Below are 14,013 nucleotides of genomic sequence, written 5' to 3'. Positions count from 1 at the left end.
AGCGGTCATGGGTGCGGGTTCGGTTCGAGGAGCGAGGGGAGTCGGTCGAGCGAGTCGATCACGTGGTCCGGCCGCGCGCCGTCTTCCGGCGTCCGGTCCCGGTAGCGTCCCCGACGGAGGCGGACCGTCCGCATGCCGAGACGGTTCGGCTCGCGGAAGTCGGTCACCGGGTTGTCGCCGACGTAGGCGGTCCGGGCCGGGTCGACGCCCAGGTCGTCGAGGGCGAGTCTGAACGCGCGCTCCTCGCGCTTCGAGATGCCGTGCTCCGGCGTGACGACGACCGTCTCGAAGTACGTCTCCAGTCCGAGGACGTCGAGTTTCGCGTGACCGTTCCGACCGTCGGTGACGACGCCGAGCGCGTAGTCGTCCGCGAGGCGGTCGAGCGTCGGACGCGCGTCCGGGTACGGGGAGAGCCGCATCTCGGTGGGAGAGCCGTGGTACGCCTCGACCAGTTCGGGGACGAGCGACGGCGACAGGTCGTGTCGCGACAGCAGTCGGTCGAACGTTGCGTCGGTCACGCCCTCCTCGAAGTACAGCGAGAGGAGTTCCTCGCCGTGGTCCCGTCCGGTTCGGGCTTCGAGCGCCGCCGCCGCCGCCAGCAGTCCGCCGCGGACGTACTGATGGTAGTCGAACAGCGTGTCGTCGAGGTCGAAGCAGACGGCTCTCATCGCTGTCCGCGTCCCCGCACGACGGGTGCCCGGTCGTTCTCGCCGGTGACGTGGAACAGGGTTCCGTCGGGTGAGTGAAACACCTCCTGCCAGTACCGGATCATCCGCGTCCCCCAGTCGACGTCGACCGGCGGAATGTCCTCCCCCAGCGCGTGCTTCACGGCGAAGTAGGGGAAGTTCGCCCCCGCGCCGACGCACATGATGATCGTCCCCGAGACGCGCGGATTTATCTCCAAGAGCTTCGGCGTCCCGTCCGCGTCGTACTTGAACTGGAGGTTGACGCTGTACTCCAGACCGAGGCGTCGGCAGATCTCCGTCGCCGCGTCGATGAGGTCCTCGTTGCGCTCGACGACCCCCTCGAAGGAGATGCCCGCTCGGGTCCGCTCGCGCGACCGCGGAACGACAGGGCCGACCTCGTCGCCCATCGCCAACACGTCGACGCTGTACTCGGCACCGGGGAGGAACTCCATGACGACGAGTTCCGGGAACTCCTCGCCCGAGGAGAGCACCGGGACGATCTCGTCGAGCGTCGTCGTCGCCGCCGTGGGCTTCTCGTTGAGGAGGCTGTCCAACCGGTCGCGGTCGGGGTCGAGGACGCGGAAGCCGCGCATCCCGCTGGCGACCGGCCGCTTGAAGCAGACCGGGTTCTCGGGGTAGCCGAGTTCCCGGACGGCGTCGAGGAACTCCGCCTCCGAGGCGACCCGACGGTACGTCGGCGCCGCGGACAGTCCGAAGTCGCCGACGGCCTCGTAGAGGTCGCCCTTGTCGTTCGCCGCCGCGAGGGCGTCGGGGTCGGAGACGGCCACCTCGATGCCTTCCGCCCGGAACCGCTCTTTGGCCGCCGCGAGCGGTTCCAACTCGGCCGTCGTCAGCGGAAGCACGATGTCGACGTTCTCGTCGGTCGCGACGTCCAGCAGTCGGGGGACGTAGTCGTCGTCGCCGCCGGCGGGGACGACATACGCCTCGTCGACCAGCGCGAACCCGTACGCGTGCGAGTTCATGTCCACCCCCACGATGGTCACGTCGCGTTCGTCGACCGAGCGCAGGCTCTTGATGATTCCCGAAGCGCCGGGGGCGCCCGCGCCGGTGATCAGCACTACGATATCGTCCATCGTCGTTCGCGCGTCGTCTGTTGTCGTCGTCATATCAGTCGTTCCGTTGTCTGTCGGTCGGTCGTCGCTGCACCGCGTCGTCTCCGCGCGCCGAATCGCGGTCGACCCGAACGCACAGGTCGCGGTTCGCCCGGGCGTCGAGGAGCGTCCCGAGGAGGAACAGGAGCACGCCCCCCACGGTCGAGAGCCACGGCGTCGACCGTTCGTCACCGGACCCGACCCGGTCCCGAATCGACTTCAGGACGAGGCCGACGCCGGCGCCGTAGCAGAGGACGAACGGGTCCCGCTCCCGAAGCAGGTGTTTCCGGTAGAGTCGCCCCACGAAGTTCCGCAGCAGCATCCACGACACCCGCGGGACGTACTCCGCGTAGTCGATGTGGCTGTCCCAACCCTCGCTGTACGCGAACTCCGCGGACCGCGGGACGTCCGCGACGCGAAGGTCTTCGAGGTTGAGTTTCACGAGCAGGTCGTTGCAGTAGCCGTAGTACTCGTACATCCCCTCCAGGTCTATCTCTTCGAGGGCGTGCAGCGAGATGGCGGCGTACCCGTTCTGTGAGTCCATGAGGAACCAGTAGCCGCTGGCGTACTTCGTGAGATAGGAGAGGGTGAGGTTGCCGACGAGGCGGAACGGCGGGATGCCGACCATGTCCTCCGGGCTGCTGAATCGACTGCCCTTCGCGTACTCCGCGGTGCCGTCGACGATGGGGTCGAGGTAGCGGCCGAGTTCGTCGGGGTGCATCTGCCCGTCACCGCCGACCACGGCCGTCACGTCGATTCGCTCCTCGCGAGCGCGGAGGTAGCCCGTCTTGATGGCGCCGCCGACGCCGCGGTTCTCCTCGTGGCGTATCGGGACGAACCGCTCGTCGAATCGGTCGGCCTCTGGCGTCGTCTTCCGATTCCCCTCGTCGGCGTGCGCCGTTATCTCCGCCCACGTCCCGTCGGTGGAGCCGTCGTCGACGACGTAGATTCGGTCGACGTACGCCGGAACCGTATCGATCACTGTACCCACTTTCCCCTCCTCGTTGTAGGCGGGGACGACCAAGCCGACTGTAGCGTTCTTGTACATCTAGCGGAACTGGATTCGCTGCGTCGTTTTACGCACTGTACCGCTCCTCGAGGAACTCGCGCGTCGCACACTCCGTCGCGCGGCGCGTCGCCTCCGCGACGGCGCTCTGGACGCACTCGGTGAACGTCTGTTCGCGGTCGCCCCAGAGACTCGGATGCGTCAGCACCTGGAGTTTGTCCGGGATGCCGTCCGTGAGCGGCGGGTCGTCGCGCCACCGCTGCCGGGAGTCCGAACAGTAGTCGACCCGCGAGAAGTAGGCGGGTTCGTACGTGCTGTCGATGCCGTCGAACCGCCGGTCGAGCACCCACTCCGGCGGGATGTGGAACGAGATGGTGTCCGCGAGATCCGGGACGATATCCTCGAGGACGTCCCGTTCGTTCCGCACGTGCGTTCGGAGTCGGGACTCGCTCGGCTCCTCCCCCGGCGGCCAGTACGCATGCGTGCTGAAGTGGAGGCCGATGTCGTGGCCGAGCGAGTCTATCTCTCGGATCGCTCGACGCGTCTCCTGTTCGACCGGGTTGTACAGCGGCGAGGAGACCAGGAGGAAGTAGGTCGAACGGACCCCCGCCTCGGATTCGATTCGAGCCATCTCCCTGGCCTTTCGTATCGAGAGGTCGACGTCGTGCCGGAGCAACACGTCACCGTCCTCGACGGTGTCGTCGAAGCCGCGAAACCGACGGTCCGCGTCGATGAGCCTTTCGAGAAACTCGCGGTACCAGTCGTAGACGAATCGCACCCCGGTCGAGTGAGTATGTTTCATCGGTTACCACTGAAAGGACAGTCCCGAGATATCTGAATAGTAATTAGCCGCGTTTCTCTCGGTAACTCCGCCCCACATGTCGGCAATACTGTACGTGAATCCGATCGGTTTCGTCCGCGCGTTCGACGGGGGCCGAACGCCGCCGCGATGGGTCGGACTTACCCGCCGAATCGGGGCACCGCCCTCCCCGACGGCGCCGCCTGTCACCGGCACTCGAGGAGACGGACGGCGACGTTCTCAGCCTTCGCTGTCGATGTCTTTTACAAAGGTAGGAGTGTAACACTACGGTAACGACGCGTCGGATCCACGATACGACCGTCGCCGCTACCGAACCGGTAGTATCGTCAACCTGTGAGGAGGGCGACCGGAGTAAACTGCGGATTATCTCTTCGAGGCGCGACGGTCGGCGGGAGAGCGTCGGCGCGCCGCGGGTTTCGCGGGTTTCGCGGAGGCGGTGGAACGCGGAAGAGAGGCGGGCCTGACGGGAAGAGAGACGCGTATCGAATCGGGGGAGAACAAGTCGCCTGCGGCGGGATGGCGGGAGAAGGCGTCCGTGTGGGGGGACCCGTAGGACGTCTCTCCCCCGGCGGGACGGGGCGGCGTCCTTCGGCCGCGGTTCGCACTCCGCCTCCCGGTGGATCGGACCTCGCTACAGGAACTCTCGGTCGATCGCGACGACCGGTACGATCAGCAACAGCAACACGGACACGGCCGTGACGAAATCCAGCGGTAGCGCGAACAGTCGGTCGAGAGACGTGATCACCAGCGAGACTCCCCCCAACAGACCGAACAGCGGATAGTAGCGCTCCCAGCGATTCGACTCCGACTCGCCGACATCGGCGTCGAGGTAGTGCGCCAGCACCCTCGCCTCCGAGGTGAGTTCCGCGGTGCCCTCCCGCGCGTCGTACGTGATGACTCCGTACTCGTCCATCTTCGGAAGGTGGTTCTGATAGAGCGAGACGTAGACGCGCTTTCGCTGCGCCGAGTTGAGTTCCGCCGTCGTCACCTCGTTCTCGGCGGCGGCGATGTGCTCTGCGAGTTCCGACCGAGTGGCTTTGCGGTCGCGCTCCAGAAGGTACTGGAGGGCGGCCCGACGGCGCGGGTTCCGAAGCAGGTTGAACAGTTCGTCCCTGCTGAGTCGGCACTCGTCGAGTCGGTCCCGGCTGTCGGCGCTCGATTCGGCGGTCTTTCGTTCGAGAAGCGCGGAACCCTTCATCGTTCGGCGGTGCGCCCTCCTCGGAAGGGCGTTCCGACCGCGACGTGGCTTTCCGACGGACCCCTGGCTTCGACGCTGAATGTGACGTCTCTCATACGACCTCTACCCTCAGATGTCATCGCATTCAGATAAATCTTAACCATGTTGTCAAATTTGATATCTAATCCAGAACCTACGGCGCGCCTCTATGTGTGCTCGGGGCGTCTGCGGGCAGCGGACGGGAGGAACCGCGCCGTCGTCGCGCATCACCGAGGCGAGTGTTCCGCGCTCGTGGCCTACCTCTCAGCCCCGTCGTCTGCCAACGGACGGTCGCGAACCAAGCTATTAGTGCGTGGCATAGCATGTACGTCTGATGACGGACGATCAGTCTCGGGACCCGGACGACGGCCGCGACGATGATTCGACCGAAGACGGGTACTCCGACGGCGCGGGCCGGAGGAGTCTCCGGTTCTCCGAACGGACGGTCGACTTCGGCTCGTGGGCGAGTCCGAAGCGACGCCTCTCGCGGGAGGTTCTAGACGTGAAGGCACTGGGTTCCGAGACGGCGGTGTTCAAAGCACGAGTGCAACGGGGGGGTCGGATCAGCATCCCCGACGCCGAACGAGAGTCGCTCGGCATCCGGCACGGACAGATCGTTCAGGCGTTCGTGTTTCCGCTCGACGACGACGGAACCGACGACGCCGGCGAGACCGACGACGCGGACGACCCGAGGGAGACGGAGGAGCAGAAATCCGAGAAATCCGAGGAGTGACCGAAAGCGGCTATCAGTCACGCGCCTCCTTCTCGCGGACTTCGAGCCACGAGAACCCACCGACACCGCGAGAGTCGAGCGGGGTGTACCCGTTCGTCTCGTCCTCTCAGCACCGGAGTCCGAGAGCGACGCCGCGAACCCTGTGTCGGAACAAGGTATCGCCGTTACGGTTGTCGAAATATGTGATTAATGATTTATAGTCGGAGTCAGCTGAGTACCCCGATGTCCCCTTTGTACACGAAGTTCCTTTACAAGTTTAGATGTGTAATCTACGGCTAATCCGGACGGTAATTGTCTATTAGAAGGCAGTTTCCGCACCACACGGACGGGAGAAGACGCTACGCGCGAGTGTGGTGTCCCGTTCTGCGCTCCATCGCCGCGACGTACCCCTCGACGTCGCGGAGGCCCGCGTCGTCCACGTGGGGAGCGACGTAGCAGAGCGTCCCGTTCCAGTACTCCGCCAGGACGGCGGGCGGCGACTCGGAGTCGGGACGACCGAGCGGTCGGGGCGCCGTCGCGAACGGCAGGGAAACACCGTGCACGTCGGCCCACTCGGCCACGTCTTCGAGGAGGGCGTCGACCGGAACGACGGGGCCGGGATGCGGCGGGGGTCGATTCGCGTCCTCCCAGCGGAACACCTGCAAGTCGTCGATTGCGTTCCGCTTCCGGAGGGATCGGAGTCGGTTCACGAGTCGGTCGGCGGTGCCGTCGGCGGGGTGGACGAACACGACGGTGCGGTGATACGAGTGAACTGCCATGGGACATCGTCCGATATCGGGCATCAGGAGTCACGGGATATAAACTCACGGCTGCGCCGAACTGAGAAGGACGCGGTATTGTGTCGTTATATTTCACTTTGGTCGTGATGGGTCACCGCTTTGTCCGCTCTACGCGAGAACACAGTCATGGGACGTGAGATATCCGACGAGGAACTGCGGCGAATCAGAACGTGGCTCGACACGCCGCCGTGGAAACGCTGCCCGGAGGACCTCATCCCCGACGACGTCGAACCGTAAGCGTCCGATAACGAGAGACTGTGACTGATTAGCAATCGCTTTCCGTCAGTTTCACGAGACGCATCGAATTTCGACGGGGAGCCCCTCCGGTCGAGTGAGTCACCGAACGGTCCACAGAACGAGAGCGCGAGCGCGAATCGGGGGGACCGCTCGCAGCGCTCTCGCCGCATGGTGAGGTCCGCAGGGCCTCGACGCCGTGCGACGGGCCGGTAGTCAGTGTGGGGCGACGACCCGACGGAGTAGCGAACCTACGGGACCGCTCGTACCCGCGGACCTCGTATCAGGAATGTGGCGGCAGGCAGTTAGGGGTTGTAGCTACCTGTCGATGCAGATTATATCCCCGCGAGAAATCACACCCCGCGCGGAACGTTGCGGTGGACGAACACAGTCGGTGACCGGCCGGGGACCGTACGCTACGCGCCGAGTTGATTTTGGAGGAGTCGCCGCATGCCGCGACGGATGCGCTGAGAGGTGGCCGTATCGGAGATACCGAGCGAGTGTGCGAGCTCTTCTAGCGTCGTTTCCCGGGGAATGGCGAAGTAGCCGGAGGAGAGCGCCGCCTGGAGCGCCTCCTGCTGGTTTCTCGTCAACTGCAACTGCTGTTCGGCCAGCGTCGCCTTCGTCACGTTCGTGATGGTGCAGTCCAACCCGTGATCCAGACAGTGCTGGTGAAACTTCGACGCCTCGTCCTGCGACGAACAGCGAATCGTGCACCGCCACTCGCCGCCGTCGCTCTCCAGTTTGAGGACCGTCGCGCCGACACCTCGGAGTCCTTTGACGAGCGGGTCACGCAGGTGATTCCACTCCAGATGGAGGAGCACGGGGGAGTCCGGGCCGTTCAACTGCTCGACGCTCTTCACGCTCTCGTGGGACTGGAGTTCGTCGACTCTCCCCGCTACGTCGTCCGCTTCGAGCCAGACGTTCCGCAACGGATGTCTCGAAACGGGAACGGACGTCTCACACTCTACGCTTACCGGGTCAGCGGGGGAAATCACCTCCCCGAGCACGAACGAGCGATAAGGGAGACGGAAAGATATCACTACACTGGTCGTCCACGCCGACGTGTCTGATGTCACACTAACTACCTCTCGGTGATACTTCTCCCATCGGGGACAAAGTTATTTCGGGTGGAAAAGCTCACTATCGTGATGTTCTACCTTTGTTTGGCGTGTAATCAACCGGCGTTTACATATATAACGTTTATTCGGAATATCCAATCGGAGAGCCGAAACGGACTCGGGACGAACCCCCGGAGATCGAGGACGACGGCGAATCCCGTTCGAGAGCCCTCACGGGCGAAGCCACTTGACCGACCGCGGTCACGCGAGCGACCGCCCCTGCCGTAGCGGAACTCTCGGAGTGCGGTTTACGGAGAGCGGAAAGAAAAATCCCGGAGCGAGTCCCTCCGATGCTCATGAAGAGGGATTCCACCTTCGGGCCTGTGCGACTGTCCACCGTGAACTGTCTCTGCCTCGGCGCGGCCTCCGGGGCCGACCTCGGCAGACGCATTAACGAACTCGACGTCACCGCATAGGGTCGTTGCATGATCCTCGAAGGTGGTTAACCGTGGGCGTCCGCACGCGTATCTGTCGTCCGCCGCATTCGAATCGAACGATGCGAGGGTCCTTTCGGGACGGATGGGCAACTTTCCGTCCGTCCGTCCGAGCATCCCACGCCGAAGAGAGCAGTTTGTCCCCCGATACCGCTCGACGGAGAGAAATCGGACGAATAGTTCCCCGTCAGGGCTCACCTGACCGGCACTACTACCCATCCGACGACGCTCGAGACGCGTATGAATTCCAAGTAGAGCTCTCAGAATCTACTTCTGCGTAATATGCACAGAAATTGAGTGCTTCGGTACTATATATTCCTCACGGGGGAGCATCAGAGGACGTTTGGACATTTTAGAGGGCTTTGCGTGACTATACCCTCCCGAAGCAGTGTTGTATTTCGGTGTAGGTGTCTCGTCCGCGCATCTCTTACCGTTCGGGTTCCAGAACGCCTCTCGAGGCGCCCGTCGCCCCCCTCTGCGCCGCCGGCCGAAGAACGGAACGCCGATCCGGCGACCGCGTTGCTCACGGGCCATTGGAAACTTGGTCGTTGCTGCAAACTTCCTCCGCCGCGCAGTGACCCGTCGTACCCTCACCGATAGTAGCGAGTCTGAAGTGAGTAAGGGGGTTTCGAGATAGGTAGGAGCAAAATGGTCGTCGATATCTACTGTATCGACTGGCGATTTCGGCACACCTTCGTTTGACTACTCGCACTTATCATTACAAGACTATACTCGTAATTGTGTTTTCGTATACATTTTGAAGTAGCACAACATTTCGCCTGGGAAAGGGCGTCCTACTCTCGGCGGGCTATCGTCCCCGCGAGAAGAGTATTCGTCGCGTGAGCGGTTTTCGTCTCAGTCGTGGAAGCCTCGACGAACGCGATCCTAAGCGACGAAGGGGGAGCAAATAAGAGTTCGATATCTTTTCATATATTCCAAGTATATTCTCTATTTTCGCACAATAATGCGGTCTCTCTCGCGTTAAACGGTGAGATTCCAATAAGACCGCCTCCGCTTCAGAAAGTATTTATGTGCAGGTCGGCTACCGGAGATTACCCCTACCCAGGACGATACTGGTGAGTAGCTTTCGGGCGCTCTGAGCGTCTCAGAGCCAAAGCCGTGTTGTCGAATCCAAAACACTATGAGCGAAACAAACAATCTCCGTGCCCTGCTGATGGCGGCACTGGTGGTCGTGTCGGTCTTCGCGGGCGTTGGAACGGTCAGCGCCTTCGATACCGGCTCCGCCAGCGCCGATCCGGTCGCCGTCGGTCAGGACGCGGCTACCCAAGACGTAACGTTCAGCACCACGCTGGATGCTGACGAGACAGAAACGATTACGATCAGCGACATTCCGGACGACGTTGACGTCCTCGGTGTCGGTGGTTCCTTCGAGAACGAGAACGGCAGTTTCGCCGTCACGGACACCAACGTCGACGGTGGCGAAGTCACGGTCGACATCACCAACGAGGGTAACGCGACCGAGACGGGCAACGTCACGCTGACGCTCGTCCACGACACGTCCGACCTCGGTCTCGAACTCATCGGCCAGAGCGTCAACTTCACGCTCTCTTCAGACAGCACGAACGAGACCGCGGTTCCGGTTGACCTCGAAGCCAACGCTGCTGGCGACAACGACGTCACGTTCCAAGGCGAGACCGTCCACGTCAACGTCTCCGGTCAGAACGGCAGCCTCACGCTCCGCGAAGTCGACGAACGTGACGGCGGCGAAATCAGCGAGAGCAGCTTCATCGAGCAGCTCACCCCGACGGGCGACTACGTCGAAATCGACACCGACGACCTCGAAGGTGACTACGTCATCTCCGGCGAGGGCGGTATCAACGCTCCGAACGCGATCGAATTCGAGGTCGCGGTGCAGAGCCTCACGGCCAACTGGAGCGAGGACTCCGTCACCCAGGGTAACAGCGAGGACCTCGAACTCGAATCGGGCCGCGACGACTACATCGCGGAAGTCAGCGCCGACGGTCTCGACGCTGACGACCTCGAAACGCTCTTCGGCGACGCTGACGCCTTCGTCGGCACGAACGACGAGGACGACAGCGTCTACCTCGACGCGGGCGTGCAGGACGAGATTCCCGCCGACTTTACCGACGACATCGACGCGGGTGACTACCAGTTCGACGTCGAAGTGACCGACACGACGGCCTCCGACTCGGCGTCCATCACGGTCGAAGAGTCGGACGCTGACGTCAACTTCGCCGACTCGGTCTACACCCAACAGGTCGGTGACATCGTCGATATGTCCGTCAACATGGAAGAGCGCGAGGAAGCGTACGTCTACGTCGGCGGTGACGACGTGAACTACCTCGAAGTCGTCCAGCTTACGGACGACGACGACGACGGTGTGGTGAACTTCACGTTCAACACCTACACCGCGAACGAGAGCGGCACGAACCCGTTCGAGCTCGAGGACGGCTCTGACGACGAACTCGAACTCGTCACGGGCGACGTCGAGACGGAGGAGAACGGTCTCCCGCCAGCGGTCGACGGCACCCTCAGTAGCCGTCTCGAGACGGGCGACTACGACCTCCGCACGAGCACGTCGCTGCAGTACGACGTCGGCGACGACGAAGTCGTGGACGAACAGGACGTCGCGACGCTCGACCTCGGCGCACGCAGCACGAACGGCATCGTCACGTGGACCGCGCCGAGCGGTAACGCCGGCGAGTACGACGACGTCGAGGAACTCCTCGGAGAGGTCAACCAGAGCAACACGCTCGCCATCGACGACCGTCTGGTCGTCCAGATCAACGCGAGCGGCATCTCCGGCATCGTCGACGAGGACGACATCACCACGATCAACGGTCAGGCCGACAACGGCCTCAACCTCGACATCGAAGAGGAGGGCTCCGGCGCGAACGCCGACGACAACGGCGGCCTGACGCTGGACGGCAGCAACGCCGAGATCTACCAAGACCAGTCGGTCGCGGAGGATCAGATCTTCGTGGTCGTCGACACGCGTAACGTCGACGGCTTCGAGGACGAAGAGCAGTACGAAGCGACCTTCACCGTCGGCGACGAGGACGCGGACGTGAGTCCGATCGACTACATCGACGACGAGGAAGAGGAGAGCGTCTCCACGACGTTCACGGCCGAAGATGCGGACGCGGACCTCGACCTGAACGACGACGACCAGTTCGAGGTCCCGCAGTCGCAGAACGCACAGGTCCAGTTCGACACGAACCTCGCGGGCGGCTCCGAAGTCGTCGTCCGCCTCCGCAGTTCGGCCTCGGACTCCGCGTTCCTGCTCTCGAACACGGTCGACACTGACGCGAACGGCACCGTCATGACGACGTTCGATACTTCCGACATCGAAGTCGGAACGGAATTCGACATGGTCGTCCGCAGTGACGGCGACGAGATCGCCAGCGAGGACGGCATTATCGTCGAAGGCACGAACATGACGGGCACGGGCGCGGGCACGGGCACGATGGACGGCACGGCGTCGGAAGCGCCCGGGACGGACGACGGGATGACCGACACCGAAACCGAGACGCCCACCGACGAAGAGACGCCCACTGAGGGCGGCGAAACGCCCACTGAGGGCGGCGAAACCACGACGGGTTCCACTGACGGTGGCACGCCCGGCTTCGGTGTGGTCGTCGCCGTGACGGCGCTGCTGGCCGCGGCTCTGCTGGCAGTCCGCCGCGACTAACGACCTACGCTAACTACCGGCTCACGCCGGCTCTCGATCTTCTTTCACTTTTTCGCGAGCTTCGACCCGCGAGCGACAGCGACTCTCATCGAGAGCCAGTCGTCGCCGATTCAGTGGTTTCTGTCGAGTGTATAGACACATACTGCAAAAATAGATATTCTAAATCCCCTCTGAGACGTGTAAGTACGCCTGTTGTTTTTATATTTGTCAAATTGGACATCTAATTCGGATATTTGAATACGTATATCGCCTAAACCTATCTCGGTGTAGCTGATTCGTCCTCACTACACTCCCGAAACCGTTGGCCGAGTTCGACGTAGTGGCGGTGCGTCTCGCCGATCTGGTCGATCTGTTCGTCGGTCAGCGGGCGCGTCTCGGCGGGGACGCCGTAGGCCATGTGCCCCTCCGGAATCCGCTGGCCCTGTCGGACGACGGCGTTGGCGGCGACGATGCTGTTCGACTCCACGACGGCGCCGCCCATCACCGAACTCCCCATCCCGACGAGCGAGTGGTCCGCCACCTCCGCGAAGTCGACGACGGCGCCGTGGCCGACGGTCACCTCGTCGCCGAGCGTCGCGCCGTGGAGCATCGTGAACTCCTGGACGTTCGTCTCCCGGCCGACGTCGACGGGGCCCTCGTCGCCCCGCATGCAGACGAACGGCCAGACGCTCGCCTCCGTTTCGATAGCCACGTCGCCGACGAGGTACGCCATCTCCGAGACGAACGCGCCGTCTTCGATTGCGGGCGCGGCGCCCGCGAACTCGTGTCGCATGGTGACGCCTCTCCCGCCGGCGACTAAAGCCTACCTCTCGTCCGGAATCGATTCGATGAGCGCGGCGACGGCCTGCGCGCCGCGTTCCGGCGTGTCGAACGTCGGGATGCCCGCCGCCTCCATCTGCCGCCGTTCGTCCGCGAAGGCGTGGGCGGGGCCGGCGACGGTGAACAGAACCGGCTTGTCCACCTCCGCCGCGAGCGTCTCCAGTTCCTCGACGGGGTACCCCAGCGAGTCCTCGTATATCTCGTAGACGGAGACGATGTCGACGTTGTCGTCGCGCGCGACGATGTCGACCACCTCGCCGAACTCGGGCATCGGGCGGCCGGTGTCCACCGGGTTCTCCTCGTAGGTGATGCCGAGGAGCACGTCGTCCAGTTTCTCGCGCGTCTCCGGCGTCAACTCGGGGAAGTTCGCGCCGACGCCGTCGAGGTGGTCGGCGACGATGATGCCCGGCCCCGCCTGCGCCGTCACGAGTCCGACGTTGGGGCCGTCCGGCGTCGGCGAGTCCGCGAGTACCCGCCCGGCGTCGACGAGTTCCGTCGTCGAGTCGACGGACACCACGCCGGCGCGGTCGAACGCCTCCTCGTAGGCGTCGTTGTCCTGTGCGGGCGCCGCCGTGTGCGCGCGCACGAACTCCGACACCTCGTTCTCGCCGACTTTGAGCGCGGCGATGGGGGTGTCGGCCTCCCGGCAGGCCTCGAACAGCGCCTCCGACTCCTCGGTACCCTCGACGTGCAGGAGTATCGAGTCGGTCTTCGGGTCGGCGTCGAGTTCCGGGATGAGGTCGGAGAACTCGGTGTTCACCCGGTTGCCGAGACCGAACATCGCCGAGATGCCGTACTCCTCGCGGGTGAGGTGAAACGACATCGTGATGGCGACGCCGGCGCTCTGCGCGGCGATGGCGACGTTTCCGGCGCCCACGTCGCGGATGCGCGGGACGAACGACCCGTACAGGTTCTGGTGGGGGAGCGCGTATCCCGCCGTGTTCGGCCCGAGCACCGTGATGTCGTGGTCGGCGGCGACGTCGGCGACGGCGTCCTGCAGTTCCGCCCCCTCCCCGCCCATCTCGGCGAACCCGCCGGCGAAGATGACGGCGGCGCCGATACCGGCCTCGCCGCACTCTTCGAGCACGTCCGGTTGGAGATGTCGCGGGACGCAGAGGAGGGCCACGTCGGCGTCCGCCTCGGCGACGGAGTCGACGAACTCGTAGCCGTAGACGGTGCCGGACCCCGACGGGTTCACCGGGTAGACGTCGGTGTCGGCCGCCTCGACGTTCGACATCGCGTCGTTCCCGAGTTTGCCGGGCGTCGCCGACGCGCCGACGACGGCGATACCCTCCGGTTCGAAGAAGTCGGACAGACTCATGCGGTGACGTTCCCGGTCGTTCGCAATAAACGCTCTTGTCTCCCGACGCGCCCGTCGTT

11 protein-coding genes are annotated in these 14,013 nt (G+C 63.8%); 2 read left to right on the top strand and 9 right to left on the bottom strand.

Annotated features, from left to right (window positions below; translation table 11 throughout):
- Nucleotides 1–5: 5 nt before the first annotated feature.
- The 5 genes from NDI79_RS13765 to NDI79_RS13745 form a co-directional block, all read right to left on the bottom strand.
- Nucleotides 6–668 carry an HAD family hydrolase gene (locus tag NDI79_RS13765; protein WP_310929097.1) on the bottom strand — a complete coding sequence of 221 codons (663 nt, stop codon included), beginning with the start codon at nt 666–668 and terminating at the stop codon, nt 6–8.
- Nucleotides 665–1,813 (bottom strand): ATP-grasp domain-containing protein, encoded by a 1,149-nt coding sequence (locus NDI79_RS13760; protein ID WP_310929096.1) that lies wholly within the window; start codon nt 1,811–1,813, stop codon nt 665–667. The genes NDI79_RS13765 and NDI79_RS13760 overlap by 4 nt, the downstream gene beginning before the upstream one ends.
- 1 nt (nt 1,814) lies before the next feature.
- Entirely contained in the window at nt 1,815–2,846 is a 1,032-nt protein-coding gene (locus NDI79_RS13755) for a glycosyltransferase family 2 protein (RefSeq protein WP_310929095.1), read from the bottom strand.
- Nucleotides 2,847–2,874: 28 nt separating this feature from the next.
- Nucleotides 2,875–3,606, bottom strand: coding sequence for a polysaccharide deacetylase family protein (locus NDI79_RS13750; RefSeq protein ID WP_310929094.1), 732 nt, complete (start codon nt 3,604–3,606; stop codon nt 2,875–2,877).
- A 649-nt stretch (nt 3,607–4,255) separates the two neighbouring features.
- Complete coding sequence (locus NDI79_RS13745) at nt 4,256–4,822, bottom strand: DUF7344 domain-containing protein (protein WP_310929093.1); 567 nt, start codon at nt 4,820–4,822, stop codon at nt 4,256–4,258.
- A gap of 352 nt (nt 4,823–5,174) precedes the next feature.
- Between NDI79_RS13745 and NDI79_RS13740 the strand changes: the two genes are divergently transcribed.
- Nucleotides 5,175–5,573, top strand: a complete 399-nt coding sequence (locus tag NDI79_RS13740; protein ID WP_310929092.1) for an AbrB/MazE/SpoVT family DNA-binding domain-containing protein — start codon at nt 5,175–5,177, stop codon at nt 5,571–5,573.
- Between the two features lie 338 nt (nt 5,574–5,911).
- Here NDI79_RS13740 and NDI79_RS13735 read toward each other — a convergent pair whose 3' ends face one another.
- Both NDI79_RS13735 and NDI79_RS13730 read right to left on the bottom strand, forming a co-directional pair.
- Nucleotides 5,912–6,331 carry an HTH domain-containing protein gene (locus tag NDI79_RS13735; RefSeq protein ID WP_310929091.1) on the bottom strand — a complete coding sequence of 140 codons (420 nt, stop codon included), beginning with the start codon at nt 6,329–6,331 and terminating at the stop codon, nt 5,912–5,914.
- 671 nt (nt 6,332–7,002) lie between these two features.
- The gene (locus tag NDI79_RS13730) at nt 7,003–7,629 is read right to left on the bottom strand and encodes a helix-turn-helix domain-containing protein (protein ID WP_310929090.1); all 627 of its coding nucleotides are present in this window, start codon (nt 7,627–7,629) and stop codon (nt 7,003–7,005) included.
- Nucleotides 7,630–9,282: 1,653 nt separating this feature from the next.
- Here NDI79_RS13730 and NDI79_RS13725 point away from each other — a divergent pair.
- Nucleotides 9,283–11,814, top strand: a complete 2,532-nt coding sequence (locus tag NDI79_RS13725; RefSeq protein WP_310929089.1) for a BGTF surface domain-containing protein — start codon at nt 9,283–9,285, stop codon at nt 11,812–11,814.
- A 256-nt stretch (nt 11,815–12,070) separates the two neighbouring features.
- On the opposite strand, the gene NDI79_RS13720 is transcribed toward NDI79_RS13725, so the two are convergent.
- Complete coding sequence (locus NDI79_RS13720) at nt 12,071–12,586, bottom strand: gamma carbonic anhydrase family protein (protein ID WP_310929088.1); 516 nt, start codon at nt 12,584–12,586, stop codon at nt 12,071–12,073.
- Between the two features lie 30 nt (nt 12,587–12,616).
- Nucleotides 12,617–13,954 carry a CoA-binding protein gene (locus NDI79_RS13715; protein ID WP_310929087.1) on the bottom strand — a complete coding sequence of 446 codons (1,338 nt, stop codon included), beginning with the start codon at nt 13,952–13,954 and terminating at the stop codon, nt 12,617–12,619.
- Between the last annotated feature and the right edge of the window lie 59 nt (nt 13,955–14,013).

The organism is Halogeometricum sp. S3BR5-2, from assembly GCF_031624635.1.
GTDB classification, from domain to species: Archaea; Halobacteriota; Halobacteria; order Halobacteriales; family Haloferacaceae; genus Halogeometricum; species Halogeometricum luteum.
This window is presented reverse-complemented; position numbering and strand designations above follow the sequence as displayed.

Coding starts and splice junctions, on each gene's coding strand:
- NDI79_RS13765 (WP_310929097.1), bottom strand. CDS start 668: ATGAGAGCCGTCTGCTTCGACCTCGACGACACGCTGTTCGACTACCAT.
- NDI79_RS13755 (WP_310929095.1), bottom strand. CDS start 2,846: ATGTACAAGAACGCTACAGTCGGCTTGGTCGTCCCCGCCTACAACGAG.
- NDI79_RS13760 (WP_310929096.1), bottom strand. CDS start 1,813: ATGACGACGACAACAGACGACGCGCGAACGACGATGGACGATATCGTA.
- NDI79_RS13725 (WP_310929089.1), top strand. CDS start 9,283: ATGAGCGAAACAAACAATCTCCGTGCCCTGCTGATGGCGGCACTGGTG.
- NDI79_RS13720 (WP_310929088.1), bottom strand. CDS start 12,586: ATGCGACACGAGTTCGCGGGCGCCGCGCCCGCAATCGAAGACGGCGCG.
- NDI79_RS13735 (WP_310929091.1), bottom strand. CDS start 6,331: ATGGCAGTTCACTCGTATCACCGCACCGTCGTGTTCGTCCACCCCGCC.
- NDI79_RS13740 (WP_310929092.1), top strand. CDS start 5,175: ATGACGGACGATCAGTCTCGGGACCCGGACGACGGCCGCGACGATGAT.
- NDI79_RS13745 (WP_310929093.1), bottom strand. CDS start 4,822: ATGAAGGGTTCCGCGCTTCTCGAACGAAAGACCGCCGAATCGAGCGCC.
- NDI79_RS13750 (WP_310929094.1), bottom strand. CDS start 3,606: ATGAAACATACTCACTCGACCGGGGTGCGATTCGTCTACGACTGGTAC.
- NDI79_RS13715 (WP_310929087.1), bottom strand. CDS start 13,954: ATGAGTCTGTCCGACTTCTTCGAACCGGAGGGTATCGCCGTCGTCGGC.